This is a genomic window from Streptomyces sp. NPDC026500 (assembly GCF_055567635.1).
In genome coordinates this window covers 189,872-206,271 of sequence record NZ_JBVHQB010000010.1, presented here as the reverse complement: position 1 = coordinate 206,271, position 16,400 = coordinate 189,872, and the positions used below count along the sequence as shown (strand labels likewise).

Sequence of the window (16,400 nt, the reverse complement as noted above, 5' to 3'; positions counted from 1 at the left end):
CCAAGTCCGCCCCATGGGAGCCGAACTCGAACTCCACGGCCTCCGCAAGGACGGCACCGAATTCCCCGTCGAGATCAGCCTCAGCCCCCTCGAAACGGCCGACGGTCTGCTCGTCTCCGCCGCCGTCCGCGACGTCAGCGACCGCAAGGCTGCGGAGGAAAGGTTTCGTGGGCTGCTGGAGGCGGCGCCGGACGCCATGGTGATCGTCGACGACACCGGAACCATCAGACTCGTCAACGCCCAGACCGAAGCCCTCTTCGGATACCGGCGCGAGGAACTCCTCGGCCACACCGTCGAACTCCTCGTACCCGGCCGCTTCCGAGCCCACCACCACCAGCACCGCGACGGCTACGCCGACAACCGCCAAGTCCGCCCCATGGGAGCCGAACTCGAACTCCACGGCCTCCGCAAGGACGGCACCGAATTCCCCGTCGAGATCAGCCTCAGCCCCCTCGAAACCACCGACGGTCTGCTCGTCTCCGCCGCCGTCCGCGACGTCAGCGACCGCAAGCGTGCCGAGGCCCGGATCAACGAACTGGCCGGTCTGGTGGAGTCCTCCCAGGACGCGATCCTCGCCAAGACGCTGGACGGCCACATCACGTACTGGAACGCGGCGGCCCAGCGGCTGTACGGCTACACCCGGGCCGAGGTGATGGGCAGGCACGTGTCGCTGCTCGCCACCACCGAGGGGCGCGATGAGATCGACCTGCTCCTGGACCGGCTGCGCAGCGGTGAGAGGGTCGAACACTTCGAGACATTGCGGCTGACGCGCTCGGGCGACCTGCTGGACGTGGACATCACGCTGTGGCCCACCCACGCCACGGACGGCTCGATCATCGGTGCGTGCGCGATCGTCCGGGACATCAGCGACCGCAAGAAGGCCGAGGCGGAGCTGACCTTCCTCTACGAGCAGCAGCGGCACATCGCCCTCACCCTCCAGCGCAGCCTCATGGGCACCCCGCCCGCCATTCCCGGCCTGACCACGGCGAGCCGCTACCGGCCGGCGACACAGGGAGCCGGGGTGGGCGGCGACTGGTTCGACCTGATCCCGCTGGGGGCCGGCCGTGTCGGGGTCCTGATCGGCGATGTGATGGGCCGCGGTCTGGACGCCGCCGCCGTGATGGGTCAGCTGCGGTCGGCCGCGCACGCCCTGGCCAAGACCGGTATGCAGCCCCGCCAGCTGATGCAGGCCCTGGAGGCCGTCGTCGGCGATCTGGACGTGCCCGATCAGCTCGTGACCTGCTGCTATCTGGTCATCTCCGCCGACGCGGGCGAGGTGACGGTCTGCTCGGCCGGGCATCTGCCGACCCTGGTGGCCACGCCCGGCGCCGACGCCCGGCCGCTCCCCGCACCGGTGAACGCGCCCCTCGGTGTCGGCGACATCCTCTACGAGCAGGCGACCTCGGTGATACCGCCCGGGGCGACGCTCGTCCTGTACACCGACGGTCTCATCGAGACGCCCGGCAGCGACATCGAGGGCCAGCTCGCCGAACTCACCTCGACCCTCACGGGCCTGTTCACCACCGCGCCCGATCTGGAGGTGGCCGCCGACCATGTGCTGGCCGCCCTGCTGCCGGACGCCGACGGACACAACGACGACGTCACGCTGCTGCTCACCCGGCTCCCCGAGGGCCCGCTATCTACCGTCAGCACCGACCTGCCGGCGGCGCCCGAATCGGTGCCGGAGGGCCGCGCCTTCCTGAGCAAGGCGCTGACGGCCTGGGACTGCGTGCCCTCCGCGGACGACGCCCGGCTCCTGCTCTCCGAGATCCTGACGAACGCCGTGCAGCACGCCCAGGGACCCATCAGCCTGCACCTGTGCCGCACGGCCACCGATCTGACCGTGGAGATCAGCGACAACAGCCCGCATCTGCCGCAGCCCCGTATGGCGACCGAGGACGAGGAGTCGGGGCGGGGACTGATCCTGGTCCGGGCGCTCGCGGACGACTGGGGCGTACGTCCCACCGACACGGGCAAGACCACCTGGTTCACCCTCAATCTGTGACGTCAGGCGGGGTGTTGGGCCTCAGCCCTGCTGGAAGAGTTCCGCCGGGAGCGGCTTCAGCAGGGCGTACAGGTCGTCCGTGATCGGTCGGTCCCAGGCCGCGATGGTCACCAGGACGTTGTCGCTGCGGTCGAACTGGACGCAGGAGATCCGGGTCTCGGACAGCTTCAGGCGGCGCACGATCAGCAGGTTGTCGCCCTGCATCACCGGCATGTCCTCGGTCCCGGTGACGGTCACCTCCTCGTCGTTCTCCAGCGCGATCAGCAGCTGGGCGACCTCGAAGGGGACCTCGCCCTCGGCGACGTCACGGGCCTGGGAGCCCTCCGGCAGATTGCCGATGATCATCGCGGGACCGCGGCCGCCGAACAGGTCGTAGCGCAGGAAGACGCCCTGGCAGCTGCCGTCGGGGGCGGGCAGCAGGCCCGCGCCGAGATTGCCGGGCCAGTCGCCCGGGTCCATGGCCAGAACGTCGAAGTCGGGCCCGGCGGGCGTGGCGCTGCGGCGGCGGAGGAAGGACATGCCGCAATGGTACGTGCACGGGCGCTTACCGGGCCCCACGGGCACTGTCCGCGCGGGGCCGGGGGACGGCCCGCTCGCGTCAGGAAATCGCCTGTTCCCCCAGCGCCGCCGCGAGTCCCCTGCGGTCCGTGCCGACCTTGCGGTAGACCGCCGAAAGGAGCCGGGTGACGGCGTGCTCGTCGATGTTCAGTTCCTCGGCGATCTGGGCCGGGGTCCGGTCCTGCGCGGTGAGTGCCGCGGCGGTGCGCTCGCGGGCCGTCAGGGTGTCCGTTTCGGTGCTGTGCAGGCGGCGCGGCCGCAGTCCCGCCGCCGCCAGCCCGTCACGGGCGTCCTCGATCAGCCCGTCGGCGCCGCACTGGACGGCCGCGTCGAGGCCGCGGTAGAGGTGCTCGGCGGCTTCCTTGGGGCGGCCGGCGCGGCGCAGTTCGGTGCCCAGGGCGACCAGGGCGCAGGCCAGTTCGTAGCCGGCCGGGGAGCGCTCCAGATGGCCGACGGACTCTTCGAGGAGCCGGACGCGGGCCGGGACCGGGGAGACCTCGGCGGCGACGCGCAGGGCCTGGCCGATCGCGGAGGGGGCGCCGTACTGGCGGGCGCGGTTCACCGCTTCGAGTGCCGTGGCGACAGCGCGCTCCGGGGCGTCGTGGCTCTCGGCGCGGGCGAGGTGGAGCTGCCAGGGGCACCAGGCGGGGTTGCGCATGCCGCGCGGGTCGAGGCGGCGGCCGGCCGAGGCGAGCTCGACGGCGGCGTCCTTGGTGAGGCCGCGGGCGAGCAGGAGTTCGCCGTACACCGTCTGGGCGTCCGGGAAGGTCACGGCGGCCGGGAAGGGGGCGCAGAAGGCGTAGGCCTCGCCGGTGCGCGCGGCCTCCTCGACCTGGCCCCGGGCGAGCAGGACCTGGATGAGGGTGCCCACCGCGTACCAGTGGACGGGCGTACCGGGCCCGACGCGTTCGGCGAGCCTGAGGCCCGCGCGGACGAAGTCCTCGGCTTCGGCGAGACGGCCGCGGCGGAAGCGGACGTATCCGAGGATCGTGTAGCCGAAGGAGAGGTGGGCGCCGTGCCAGCCCTGGGATTCGAAGTCGGCGACCCCCGTGGCGAAGAGTTCCTCGGTGCGGCCCGGCCGGTCGGCGTACATGAAGGTCATGGCGACCAGGACCGGGACCTCGAAGCCGCGGTCGGCCTCGGCCCAGCCGAGGCCGCCGGCCAGGGCGCGTTCGGCGTGGTGGAGGGCGATGTGCGCGGGTTCGCCGCGCAGGGTGGCGTCCCAGGCGCGCAGTCCGATGACATAGCGTTCGGTGAGGTCGTGGCCGGTGAGCCGGTCGGCGAGGCGGGCCAGCCGGCGGGAGCGGGCGGGCGAGTCGGGTTCGTCGGCGCGGAACGCGTCCCACATGAACTGCTCGGACTGCATGCGCAGCCGTACCCGGGCGTCGCCGGTGACCGGGATCTCGCGGGCGAGGGTCTCGGACGCCTCGGCGAGGCGGTCGCTGTGCGCGAGGACCTGCGAGAGGCGGTAGACGATGTTGTGGCGCAGCTCGGGGTCGGTGATGGGCTCTTCCAGGGCGGCGCGCAGATGGTTGACCGTGGTCGTCGGTTCGGTGAGCAGGGACGCGCAGCCCAGTTCGTACAGGACGGCGGCGCGGTCCTCGAAGGGCGGCGGTTCGCGCAGGGCGCGGGCGAGGTAGCGGCGGGCGGCGTCGGGGGCTCCGGCGCGCTGGGTCTCGCGGGCCGCGGCGCGCAGTTGCTGGACGATCCAGGTGTCGCCGTCGGGGTGGGTCTCCATGAGGTGCCGGGCGGCGGCGGCCGGGCCGAGGCCTTCGTCGATCACGCACCAGGCGGCCTGGCCGTGCAGGGCGACGCGGACGCTGCCGGGGATGTCCCGGTAGACGGCGGTGGCGATCAGCGGGTGGACGAATTCGAGGGGGTCGGCGCCGGTGAGGATCCGCGCGATGCGCAGGGCGTCCGCCGCGTCGGCGGCCTCCTCGGAGCCGAGGCCCGCGACGGCGGCGGCGAGCGTCGGGTGGATCTCGGTGCCGAGCACGGCGCACGCCCAGGCGAAGCGGACGGTCGCGGTGCCGAGGCGTTCGAGGCGGGCGACGATGCCGCTGCCTTTGACGGCGGCGGCGAGGTCGCGCAGGAAATGCGCCCCGTCCTCGGTCGGGGTCAGGCCGCGGTCGCGGACCTTCGCGGTCAGTTCGACGGCCTCGAACGGGTTGCCCGCGGTGACCGCCCAGCACTCGCGGCAGAAGGCGTCGTCGGCCTGGGTACCGAGATCCTCCCGGACGAGCCGGGCGACGGCCGCCGCACTGAGCGGTTCGAGGCCGATGGGGCGCTGTCCGGCGCGGCCGGGCAGCCCTCTGAACGCCTCGGCGTGTTCGGGGAGTTCGTCGGGCCGGTAGGCGACGACGAGCAGCAGCGGGAGTTGCTCGGCGCGTGGCGCGAACGCGGCCAGCCAGCTGAGCGATTCGGCGTCGGCCCAGTGCGCGTCGTCGAGGAGGAGCACCATCGGGGCACGCTGCACGGCGAGGTGGGTGAGCACCCAGTCGAGTCCGGCGCGCAGGCCCTGCTGGTCGGGCGGGGCGCCCTCGGACGGCGCGCAGAGGCCGAGCGCGGGGCCGACGATCGCGTACCAACTGCCCAGGGAGGCGCGGAGTTCGGCCTCGGAGAATCCGGCGAGCTGCGGCTGCAGGAGCTGGCGGGCGACGTGGAAGGCGACGCGCTGCTCCTGTTCTCCGCCGCGCGCGCTCAGCACGGTGCAGCCCTTGGCAGCGGAGCGCCTGTGGACCTCGGCGAGGAGGGTCGTCTTGCCGATTCCGGCGCGTCCCGCGAAGGCGAGGAGCGCGCCGCGGGGGCGGCCCGGTGGTTCGCCGGCTTCCCGGCGCAGCCCGACGAGTTCGCTCAACGCCTCGTCGGCGGTCGACAGTTCACTCTCGCGCTCGAAGAGCGTCCGACGGCTGCGCAGGCTGCGTTGCCCCATGATCACCCCCTGTCACGATCGCGCGCCCGCGCGTGGAGCGGGTGCGCACCGTGACGTCCAGGCACCTCAGCGTACGCCCCGATCATCGACGGGGCAGCCCGTTCGCGCGCTCCTGGTCAGAACCTCGTCGAGGCAGCGTGGCTGCGGGAGGACCGGCCGGTGAGCCGCCCCCTGGGCGCGAGGGCCCGGGCCGCCGCCCCTTCCCTGTGGCAGGGGCCGGGGCGGCGGGGCCCGGCTGTCCTCGGTTCAGGTCAGGTCGAACTCGCCCTCGCGGGCTCCCGATACGAACGCCCCCCACTCCGCGGGCGTGAAGATCAAGGAATGGCTCTGGGGGCGGCCACTGTTGCGCATCGCGATGAAGCCCTCGACAAAGGCGATCTGGACATCTCCCCGCCCCCGGCTGCTGGACTGCCATTCGGCGTTGCTGAGGTCCAGCTCCGGCTTGTCCCAGCCCGCGAGCGGGTGTTGCTCGATGGTGCTTTCGGCCACGTCCGTGCTCCTCCCGGTTCGTCGTCCGCGGCCAGCCTAGCGATCGGTCCCTGCCGCGCACAGGCCACGTGAGGGGGACGGTTTCAGGAGGCGGGCGGCTCGGCCCCGACCAGCCACATCGAGAAGAACTGGGATCCGCCGCCGTAGGCGTGGCCGAGTACCCTGCGAGCCCCGTCGACCTGGTGTTCTCCGGCCTGGCCGCGCACCTGGAGGGCCGCTTCGGCGAAGCGGATCATGCCGGAGGCACCGATCGGATTGGTGGAGAGGACCCCGCCCGACATGTTGACGGGCAGGTCGCCCTCCAGTTCGGTCACACCCGCCTCGGTGAGCTTCCATCCCTCGCCCTCGTCGGCGAAGCCGAGGTTCTCCAGCCACATGGGCTCGTACCAGGAGAACGGCACGTACATCTCGACGGCGTCGATCTCTCGGCGGGGGTCCGCGATCCCCGCCTGCCGGTACACGTCCGCCGCGCAGTCCTTTCCGGCTTGCGGGGACACGCAGTCCTTTCCGGCGAAGAGGGTCGGTTCGCTGCGCATCGCGCCGCCGTGCATCCAGGCGGGCGGGCGCGGTGAACGGGCCGCTCCGGCGCGGTCGGTGAGGATCATCGCGCAGGCTCCGTCGGAGGAGGGGCAGGTCTCGGAGTAGCGGATCGGGTCCCAGAGCATGGGTGAGGCCTGGACCTTCTCCAGGGTGATGTCGTGCTCGTGGAGGTGCGCGTACGGGTTCTTGAGCGCGTTGCGGCGGTCCTTGTACGCGACGAGGGAGCCGACGGTGTCGGGTGCGCCGGTCCGCCGCATGTAGGCGCGCACGTGCGGTGCGAAGAAGCCGCCGGCCCCGGCGAGCAGCGGCTGCTGGAAGGGGATGGGCAGGGACAGGCCCCACATGGCGTTGGACTCGGACTGCTTCTCGTAGGCCAGGGTCAGGACGGTGCCGTGGACGCGGCCCGCGACGAGGTTGGTGGCGACCAGGGCCGTCGATCCGCCCACGGAGCCGGCCGTGTGCACCCTGAGCATCGGTTTGCCGACCGCGCCGAGCGCGTCGGCGAGATACAGCTCGGGCATCATGACGCCCTCGAAGAAGTCGGGCGCCTTCCCGATGACGACGGCGTCGATGTCGGCCCACGTCAACTCGGCGTCTTCCAGGGCTCGTTGGGCCGCCTCTCGGACGAGTCCCGCGATGGACACGTCCCGCCGGGCCGCCACGTGCTTGGTCTGGCCGATGCCTACGACGGCCACGGGCTCCTTGCTCATCGGGCATCCCCTTCGAGTACGGCGACCAGGTTCTGTTGGAGGCAGGGGCCCGAGGTGGCGTGGGCGAGCGCCCGGTCGGACTCCCCGCGATGGACGCGTGCGGCGGCCTCGCCGATGCGGATGAGCCCGGCCGCCATGACCGGGTTCGCGGCGAGCGCGCCCCCCGACGGGTTGACGCGCACGCTGTCGTCGAGCCGCAGCGCCTTGCGCACGATCACTTCCTGGGAGGTGAAGGGAGCGTGCAACTCGGCTGTGTCGACGGGCCGTTCGAAGGCGCCGGCTCGTTCGGCGGCCAGTCGGGTGGACGGTGAGTCGGTGAGGTCGCGTACGCCGAGGGAGTGTGCCTCGATGCGGTGGTCGATGCCCCGGATCCAGGCGGGCCGTTCGCACAGTTCCCGGGCCCGGTCCCCTGCCGCGAGGATCACTGCGGCGGCGCCGTCGCCGATGGGCGGGCAGTCGCCGGTGCGCAGCGGTCGTACGAGATGGTCGCCCTGCGGCACCGAACCCCGCAGCTGCGCATGGGGGTTGGCGGTCGCGGAGGCCCGGCTCCGGGCGGCGACCGAGGCGAGCGCGAGCTCGTCGGTCTCGCCCGCGTCGATGAGCGCCTGCGCCTGGAGCGCGGCGAGGGCGACCGAGTCGGGCCACAGCGGGGCCACGTAGTACGGGTCCAGCTGCCGGGTCAGGACGTCGCGTACGGAGCCGGGCGACGACTTGCCGTACGCGTACACGAGCGCGGTGTCGGCGTCGCCGGTCAGCAGTTTGGTCCACGCCTCGTACAGCGCCCAGGCGCCGTCCATCTCGACGTGCGACTCGGAGATCGGCGGCCAGGCGCCCACGCCGTCGAGCGCCATGGTGAAGGAGAAGGCGCGGCCCGCCAGATAGTCGGTGGAGCCGGAGCAGGTGAAGCCGATGTCACTGGTCTGCAGGCCCGTCCGGTCGAGGACGTCGTGCAGGACCGGCAGGAGCATCTCGACCTCGGAGAGCTCGTCGGAGGTGCGCCGGTGGTCGGTCTGCCCGAAGGCGACGACGGCGATGTCCCTGATGGGCCGCATCTACAGCATCTCCTTGTACGTCTCGTAGTCCGCGTCCGGTTCCCCGGTGGGTCGGTAGTGATCCGGGTAGCGGCCGCCGTCCGTCCACACGGGCTCCACACGCAGGCCCATCCGGACCTCGTCGTAGGGGATGCCGCCGATCCGGCCGTGCAGCGCGAGGCCGGCGCCGTCGAGGGCGATGTGCGCGTAGACGTACGGGACTTCGATGTCGAGGTTCTTCGCCTTGATGTTGACGATGCAGTACGTGGTGACGGTGCCGCGCGGACCGACCTCGACCTGTTCGGAGGTGGCCACCCCGCAGGTGGGGCACGCGCCCTTGGGCGGGACGTACACCTTGTGGCAGGAGGGGCAGCGTTCGCCGACGGTCCGCTGCTCGGAGAGGCTCGCGATGTAGGCGGACTGGGCGCGGCCCGGTGAGTAGACGTAGTCGAGCCGTGCGGGGGCGACGATCCCGGTCACCATGTCCTCGAACCTGCCGTCGTGGCCCGTGAGTTGCACCCTGGCGCCGTCGTACGGCTCGAAGCAGGCGATGTCGGTGATCGCGCCGGAGCGTTCGCGGGCCCAGCGGACGCGGACGCGCATCCCGGTGCGGACGGCGTCGGGACCCGGGGCGTCGAGGGCGTGCAGCAGGCCGGTGTCGGCGCCGTCGAGCTTGACCAGGACCCAGGCGAAGGGGGTGTCGAGGGGCTGGCCACGGCGGGGTTCGTGGTTCCAGGCCCAGGTGGTGACGGTGCCGGTGGGGGCGACCTCGACGAGGTCGCGTATCTCCTCGGCGGTGACGGGGTCGTACTCGACGGGCGGCACGAGCGTGCGGCCGTCGGCGGTCCGTACACCGAGGACGACCCGTTCGCGCAGGCCCGTGAGGAAGGCGCTCTGTACGGGCCCGAGCGAGCGGGTGAAGGGGAACTCGACGACGAGGGGGGCTTTGAGGACTTCGGGCATCCCGGATCTCTCCTTCCAACGGCCGGACGCGCCGCGTCCGCGGGGCGGGCAGGACGCGTCCGGGGCCGGGCTTGCGGGTCAGGCGCGCCGGTAGACGGGCGGGCGCTTCTCGGCGAAGGCCCGGGAGCCCTCCTTGGCGTCTGCGGTGTCGAAGACCGGCCAGCCGCGCCGCAGTTCGACGGCGAGGCCGTCGGTCTCGGTCAGCTCCGCGGTCTCGTACACGGAGGCCTTGACGGCCTCGACGGCGAGCGGGCCGCAGGCGTTGATCTGCTCGGCGACGGCGAGGGCCTTGTCGAGCGCGGTGCCATCGGGCACGACATGGCCGATCAGACCGATGCCCGCGGCCTCTTCGGCGGTGTACGGGCGTCCGGTGAGCAGCATTTCGAGGGCGTGGGTGCGCGGGATCTGGCGTTGCAGCCGGACCGTCGAGCCGCCGATCGGGAAGAGTCCGCGCCTGACCTCGAAGAGCCCGAAGGTGGCGGAGGCGCCGGCGACCCGGATGTCGGTGCCCTGGAGGATCTCGGTGCCGCCCGCGACGCAGTACCCCTCGACGGCCGCGATCACCGGTTTGCGGGGGCGGTGGTGGCGCAGCATGGCCTTCCAGTGCAGATCGGGGTCGGCCTTGAGCCGGTCCCGGTACTGCTCGCCCTCCATGCCCTTTCCGGCCAGCGCCTTGAGGTCCATCCCGGCACAGAAGGCACCGCCGGCGCCGGTGAGCACGATCGAGCGGATCGCGTCGTCCTCGTCGGCCTCGACCCAGCCGTCGTACAGACCGACCAGCATCGGCAGCGAGAGCGCGTTCTTGGCCTCGGGCCTGTTGAGCGTGAGCACCAGTGTGGCGCCTTCGCGCTGCACGGTGAGGTGTTCCGTCCCACCCATTGCCGTCCTCCCGTCTCGGATGCGAGAACAGGTTGCAGGAGGCGTCGAGCCAGTACAAGGGTTTTCTGACAGACAGTCAGATTTCTTGTGCCGGGACCCTTCACAGTTGGGTCGGGCTTTGCTCTGATGACCGTCGGGCCCGGAGCGGACACGCCCCGGGGGCGCCCGGCCACGGACGTAGACGGCGTGCACGGTCAGGAGGAACGGTGGAGTACAACCTTGCCGACCTGTTCGAGTCGGTCGTCGACGTGGTCCCGGACCGCGAGGCGCTCGTGTACGTCGACCACCCGGGCACGGGCACGGAGCGCCGCCTGACGTACGCGCAACTGGACGCGGCCGCCAACCGTGTCGCGCACCACCTGATCGACAGCGGGATCCGCCCGGGAGAGCACCTCGGCCTCCACCTGTACAACGGCATCGAGTACCTCCAGACCGTGCTGGCCTGCCTGAAGGCGCGCGTCGTCCCGGTCAACGTCAACTACCGATACGTAGAGGAAGAGTTGGCGTACCTCTATCAGGACGCCGACCTGGCGGCGCTGGTCTTCGACGCGGAGTTCACCGACCGGGTGGCGGCGGCACGGCCACGCGCCCCGCGACTGCGGCACCTCGTACGGGTGGGAGCCTCGACGTCCGGAGCGGGCGCCGGGGATGCGGCGGATGCGCTGGGCTCTGCGGGTCCGGCGGACGCGGTGAGCGCGGTGGAGTTCGCCGATGCCGAGGGTGCCGGGTCGCCCGAGCGTGGCTTCGCCTCGCGTTCCGCGGACGACCAGTTCATCATCTACACCGGCGGCACGACGGGTATGCCCAAGGGCGTGATGTGGCGCCAGGAGGACCTCTTCTTCGCCGGCCTCGGCGGTGGCGCGCCGACCGGCGACCCGGTCACGAAGCCGGAGGAACTCGCCGAGCGCGTCGCGGCCGGTGGCGCCGGGATCACCTTCTTCCCCACTCCCCCGCTGATGCACGGCACCTCGACGCTCACCGCCTTCATCGCCTTCAACTTCGGTCAACGCGTCGTGCTCCACCGCAAGTTCGCGCCCGAGGAAGTCCTGCGGACGATCGAGAAGGAGCGGGTGACCAGCGTGTCGCTGGTCGGCGACGCGATGCTGCGGCCCCTGATCGACGCGCTGAACGGTCCTTTGAAGGGCACGGACTGCTCCGCCCTGTTCAGCGTGTCCTCGTCCGGCGCGATCATGTCGGACACCGTGCGCGAACAGTTCCAGGCGCTTGTCCCGAACGTGATGCTGCTCAACAACTTCGGCTCCTCGGAGTCCGGCTTCAACGGCACCGCGACGGCCGACTCCGGCCCGGAGCGCGGCTTCCGGATCCGCGTCAACGCCCGTACGCAGGTGGTCGATCCGGTCACCCACGAGCCGGTCGCGGTGGGCGAGCCGGGACGGGTCGCGCAGCGGGGCCATGTACCCCTCGGCTACTACAACGACCCCAAGAAGACCGCCGAGACCTTCTTCCGCAAGGGCGACGAGCGCTGGGTGCTTCTCGGCGACATGGCCACGGTCGACGAGGAGGGCATCGTCATCGTCCTCGGCCGCGGCTCGCAGTGCATCAACACCGGCGGCGAGAAGGTCTATCCCGAGGAGGTCGAGCAGGCCCTCAAGTCGCATCCGGACGTGTACGACGCCCTGGTGGCCGGAGTGCCCGACCCGAAGTGGGGCAACCACGTGGCGGCGGTCGTCCAGCTCCGGGAGGGCGCTCCACAGCTGTCCCTCGACGACATCCAGACGCACTGCCGCACCCACCTCGCGGGATACAAGATCCCGCGCCGCCTCGTCATCACCGACTTCATCCAGCGCTCCCCGAGCGGCAAGGCGGACTACCGCTGGGCCCGGTCGGTCGCCGCGAACGCGACGCGGTGAACGAAGGACCAGTGACCCCGGCGTAGTCCGGGACGCGCCGGTCACGATCTCCACGCACGGCCCGAAGGTGCCCGGCCAGGATCCCCGGCCGGGGCCGGGACGCGCCGACCGCCCTACGGCCGGCCGGGCGCCGTCGCCGCGACATCGGGGTTCCCCGTCCGAGCAGCACCGGTCCCGGTCCGGGTGCGGTGGGCCCACCGCACCCCACCAGACCGACACCGGGCGCCCGCGGCCCAGAACGCTCCCCCCTCCCGTCACCCCCATCACGCCGGTCCGGCGTGCCCGGGACGGCCGGCCGACGGGCTCGCGTCCTCGTCCCTGCCTCGCGCACGTCGATGGAGCTGATCGCGTGGGCGCTCGTAAATCCGCGCCGCCGTACCCATTGACCCCCAGGATTCACGAATCTAACCTGAGTTCTCATATATAGACGTCGTCTGCATACAGGGATGAGATTCATGGCAGGGTTCAGCGCGGATCCGGAAGGCGTGGTCCAGCGGCTGCGGGACGGCATGGCGAGCGGGGTCCTGTCCTTCCCGCTCACGAGCTTCACGGAGGACGGCGACCTCGATCCGGAGTCCTACCGGGCCTACCTGACCGCCCAGTTGGCCACGGCGCCGGGCGCGGTCTTCCCCGCCTGCGGGACCGGAGAGTTCAGCGCACTGGACGAGGACGAGTACCGCGCGGTCGTCACCGCGACGGTCGAGATCGCCGACGGCCGCATGCCCGTCGTCGCGGGCGTCGGGTACGGATGGGCGCAGGCGCTGCGGTTCGCCCGGATCGCGGAGGAGGCCGGCGCGGACGCCCTCCTCGTGCTGCCCCACTATCTCGTCGAGGCCCCCGAGGCCGGCCTGGTCGAACAACTGCGCCGGATCGCCGCCGGTACGCGGCTGCCGCTCATCGCCTACCAGCGTGGCCCGGTCGCCTTCACCCCCGAGGGACTGCGGGCCGTCGCGGCGATCCCGACGGTCATCGGACTCAAGGACGGACACAGCGACCTCGACCGGCTCCAGCGCCTCACGCTCGCGGCACCCGACGGTTTCCTCTTCTTCAACGGAGCCGCCACCGCCGAGATCCAGGCCCGCGCGTACGCCACCGTGGGCGTCCCCGCCTACTCCTCGGCCGTCCACGCCTTCGCTCCCGAGATCGCCGACGCCTTCTTCACCGCGCTGCGCACCGGCGACGACGCGACCGTGACCAAGCTGCTGCGCGACTTCTACGTCCCGCTCGTCGAACTGCGCGACAAGGTGCCCGGCTACGCCGTCTCCCTGGTCAAGGCCGCGGCCCGGCTGCGGGGCCTGCCCGTCGGCCCGGTGCGCGCGCCGCTCACCGATCCCGGCCCGGCCGATCTCGCCGCACTGGAGCGGATCCTCGACACCGGGCTGGCTCTGGCCGGAGCCGTGCGCCGACCTGCCTGAGGCACGCGGGGGACGGCCCGACGGGGCTCAGGGCGGGCCGCCCCCGCGCCCGGCTCGTCGCCGCCATCCTGTGATCACCGGCCCCGGTCACCCTCGTACACAAGGATTTTGATGATGAGTCAGCAACCGACGATCACCGAGTTCTCCGTCTACCCCGTCGCGGGACGGGACTGCATGGAGCTGAACCTGTCGGGCGCCCACGGCCCGTACTTCACCCGCAATGTCGTCGTCATCAAGGACTCCGAGGGGCGGACCGGCCTCGGCGAGGTGCCCGGCGGGGAGAAGATCACCCGGACGCTGCGCGACGCTGAGTCACTCGTCCTCGGCGCGAAGGTGGGCGACTACCAGCGCGTCCTGCGCGAGATCGGGGACCGCTTCCGCGACCGCGACGCCGGCGGACGCGGCGCCCAGACCTTCGATCTGCGCACGACCGTCCACGCCGTGACCGCCGTCGAGTCGGCCCTCCTCGACCTGCTCGGCCAGCATCTCGGCGTGCCGGTCGCCGCCCTCCTCGGCGACGGGCAGCAACGCGACCGCGTACGGGTGCTCGGTTATCTCTTCTACGTCGGCGACCCGGACCGCACGGACCTGGCGTACGTCCGCGAAAGCGACTCGGAGGTGGACTGGTACCGCCTGCGGCACGAGGAGGCCCTCACGCCCGGCGCGATCGTCCGGCAGGCCGAGGCCGCCCACGACCTGTACGGCTTCCGGGACTTCAAGCTCAAGGGCGGTGTCCTGGAGGGTGCCGAGGAGGTCCGGGCCGCCCGCGCGCTCAAGGACCGCTTTCCCGAGGCCCGGATCACGCTCGACCCCAACGGCGCATGGTCGCTGCGCGAGGCGGTCGAGCTGTGCGAGCCCCTGGTGGGCACGCTCGCCTACGCCGAGGACCCCTGCGGGGCCGAGGACGGCTACTCGGGGCGGGAGATCCTGGCCGAGTTCCGCCGGGCGACGGGGCTGCCGACGGCGACCAACATGATCGCCACGGACTGGCGCCAGCTGACCCACGCCCTGGCGCTCCAGTCGGTCTCCATCCCGCTGGCCGACCCGCACTTCTGGACCATGCGGGGCTCGGTGCGTGTGGCCCAGTTGTGCAACGCGATGGGCCTGACCTGGGGCTGTCACTCGAACAACCACTTCGACATCTCGCTCGCCATGGTCACGCACTGCGGGGCCGCGGCACCGGGCGCGTACAACGCCCTCGACACGCACTGGATCTGGCAGGAGGGTCTGGAGCGGCTCACGGTCGCCCCGCCGCGCATCGTCGACGGCGAGATCGCGCTTCCGGACGCCCCCGGCCTGGGCGTCCAACTCGACATGGACCGGCTGCTGGCGGCGCACGAGCTGTACCTGAAGGAGGCGCTCGGCTCCCGGGACGACGCCGTCGGGATGCGCTTCCTCGTCCCCGGCTGGGAGTTCGACGCCAAGCGGCCCGCCCTGGTGCGCTGACCGGCGTCTCGCACGCTCCCGCAAAAAGCGGTCACGGACCCCTTGCACTGGCGCGGGACACCTGAATTACTGATCCGGAACAGCACGACCGAATGATCGGTCGTCCGGAATCGCACGGTTGGCGAGGGAGTGGGCGCGATGGCGGGCTCGATGGACTCGAAGGGCCTGCTCGACGCGGGCGAGCGGCTCGACGCGGAGGCATTGCGGGCGCTCCAGCTTGAGCGGCTGCGCGCGTCGCTGCGGCACGCGTACGAGAACGTCCCCTTCTACCGGCAGTCCTTCGACAAGGCGGGGCTGCACCCGGACGACTGCCGCTCGCTCGCCGACCTGGCCCGGTTCCCCTTCACGGTGAAGGCGGATCTGCGCGAGAACTATCCGTACGGGATGTTCGCCGTGCCGCAGGAGCAAATTCGGCGCATCCACGCGTCGAGCGGAACGACCGGGCGGCCGACGGTCGTCGGCTACACGGAGAACGATCTCTCCATGTGGGCCGACATGGTGGCCCGTTCGATCCGCGCGGCGGGCGGCCGGCCCGGCGACAAGGTCCATATCGCCTACGGCTACGGGCTGTTCACGGGCGGGCTCGGCGCCCACTACGGCGCGGAACGGCTCGGCTGTACGGTGATCCCCGCGTCCGGCGGCATGACGGCACGTCAGGTCCAGCTGATCCAGGACCTGAAGCCCGAGATCATCATGGTGACACCGTCGTACATGCTGACCCTGCTCGACGAGTTCGAGCGGCAGGGCGTGGACCCGCGCGGTACCTCGCTGCGGGTCGGCGTGTTCGGGGCCGAGCCGTGGACCGAGGAGATGCGCCGCGAGATCGAGGAGCGGTTCGCGATCGACGCGGTGGACATCTACGGCCTCTCGGAGGTCATCGGCCCGGGGGTCGCCCAGGAGTGCGTGGAGACCAAGGACGGTCTGCACATCTGGGAGGACCACTTCTACCCGGAGGTCGTCGACCCGATCACGGGCGAGGTGCTGCCGGACGGCGAGGAGGGCGAGCTGGTGTTCACCTCGCTCACCAAGGAGGCCATGCCCGTGATTCGTTACCGGACACGGGACCTGACGCGGCTGCTGCCCGGCACGGCGCGGGTCTTCCGCCGGATGGAGAAGATCACCGGGCGCAGTGACGACATGGTGATCCTGCGGGGGGTCAACCTCTTCCCGACGCAGATCGAGGAGATCGTGCTGCGGACCCCGGGAGTCGCCCCGCACTTCCAGCTCCGGCTGACCCGCGAGGGCCGCCTCGACGCCCTCACCGTCCGGGCCGAGGCCCGGTCCGGCGCCACACCGGAGATCCGCGAGGCAGCCGCACTGGCGATCACCGCGGGCATCAAGGACGGGATCGGCGTCTCGGTCACGGTGGAGATCGTCGAACCGGAGTCGCTGGAGCGCTCGGTGGGCAAGCTGAAGCGGATCGTGGACCTGCGCCCACGCCCCTGACCGGCCGCAGACGGGACGGGTCGCGCCGACAGTCGATCACGGCGCTGCCCGTCCCGAGAAGTGCACGGCGTGGCCCTCGCATGTGCGACCGAACGCCGCCCCGGCCTACGAGGCC

Annotated in this window: 12 protein-coding genes; 5 read left to right on the top strand and 7 right to left on the bottom strand. The window is 71.7% G+C overall.

Annotated elements, in window-relative coordinates; genetic code table 11:
* The coding region (locus tag ACZ4N5_RS20300) for a SpoIIE family protein phosphatase (RefSeq protein ID WP_467758443.1) at positions 1-2,005 on the top strand (2,005 nt) is incomplete at its 5' end.
* A gap of 21 nt (positions 2,006-2,026) precedes the next feature.
* Here the strand turns inward: ACZ4N5_RS20300 and ACZ4N5_RS20295 are convergent.
* The 7 genes from ACZ4N5_RS20295 to ACZ4N5_RS20265 all read right to left on the bottom strand — a co-directional run bounded on the left by ACZ4N5_RS20295 (position 2,027) and on the right by ACZ4N5_RS20265 (position 10,107).
* Positions 2,027-2,524, bottom strand: coding sequence for a hypothetical protein (locus ACZ4N5_RS20295; protein ID WP_351122888.1), 498 nt, complete (start codon positions 2,522-2,524; stop codon positions 2,027-2,029).
* A gap of 79 nt (positions 2,525-2,603) precedes the next feature.
* Positions 2,604-5,495 (bottom strand): helix-turn-helix transcriptional regulator, encoded by a 2,892-nt coding sequence (locus tag ACZ4N5_RS20290; RefSeq protein WP_467758442.1) that lies wholly within the window; start codon positions 5,493-5,495, stop codon positions 2,604-2,606.
* Positions 5,496-5,741: 246 nt separating this feature from the next.
* Complete coding sequence (locus tag ACZ4N5_RS20285; RefSeq protein ID WP_467758441.1) at positions 5,742-5,984, bottom strand: DUF397 domain-containing protein; 243 nt, start codon at positions 5,982-5,984, stop codon at positions 5,742-5,744.
* Positions 5,985-6,067: 83 nt separating this feature from the next.
* Positions 6,068-7,234, bottom strand: a complete 1,167-nt coding sequence (locus ACZ4N5_RS20280; RefSeq protein WP_467758440.1) for a thiolase domain-containing protein — start codon at positions 7,232-7,234, stop codon at positions 6,068-6,070.
* A complete protein-coding gene (locus tag ACZ4N5_RS20275) occupies positions 7,231-8,286 on the bottom strand; it encodes a thiolase domain-containing protein (RefSeq protein ID WP_467758439.1) in 1,056 nt (351 codons plus the stop codon). Before ACZ4N5_RS20275 ends, ACZ4N5_RS20280 begins: the two co-directional genes overlap by 4 nt.
* On the bottom strand, positions 8,287-9,228 hold the full coding sequence (locus ACZ4N5_RS20270) for a Zn-ribbon domain-containing OB-fold protein (protein ID WP_467758438.1): 942 nt from the start codon (positions 9,226-9,228) through the stop codon (positions 8,287-8,289).
* Positions 9,229-9,306: 78 nt separating this feature from the next.
* Positions 9,307-10,107: a crotonase/enoyl-CoA hydratase family protein gene (locus ACZ4N5_RS20265; RefSeq protein WP_467758437.1), complete on the bottom strand. Its 801-nt coding sequence runs from the start codon at positions 10,105-10,107 to the stop codon at positions 9,307-9,309.
* 206 nt (positions 10,108-10,313) lie between these two features.
* Here ACZ4N5_RS20265 and ACZ4N5_RS20260 point away from each other — a divergent pair, with 206 nt between their 5' ends.
* The 4 genes from ACZ4N5_RS20260 (at position 10,314) to paaK (ending at position 16,285) form a co-directional block, all read left to right on the top strand.
* On the top strand, positions 10,314-11,978 hold the full coding sequence (locus tag ACZ4N5_RS20260) for an acyl-CoA synthetase (RefSeq protein ID WP_467758436.1): 1,665 nt from the start codon (positions 10,314-10,316) through the stop codon (positions 11,976-11,978).
* A gap of 455 nt (positions 11,979-12,433) precedes the next feature.
* The gene (locus tag ACZ4N5_RS20255; RefSeq protein ID WP_467758435.1) at positions 12,434-13,393 is read left to right on the top strand and encodes a 5-dehydro-4-deoxyglucarate dehydratase; all 960 of its coding nucleotides are present in this window, start codon (positions 12,434-12,436) and stop codon (positions 13,391-13,393) included.
* 114 nt (positions 13,394-13,507) lie between these two features.
* Positions 13,508-14,839, top strand: a complete 1,332-nt coding sequence (locus ACZ4N5_RS20250) for an enolase C-terminal domain-like protein (protein ID WP_467758434.1) — start codon at positions 13,508-13,510, stop codon at positions 14,837-14,839.
* A 138-nt stretch (positions 14,840-14,977) separates the two neighbouring features.
* Entirely contained in the window at positions 14,978-16,285 is a 1,308-nt protein-coding gene (paaK, locus tag ACZ4N5_RS20245; RefSeq protein WP_467758433.1) for a phenylacetate--CoA ligase PaaK, read from the top strand.
* Positions 16,286-16,400 lie beyond the last annotated feature (115 nt).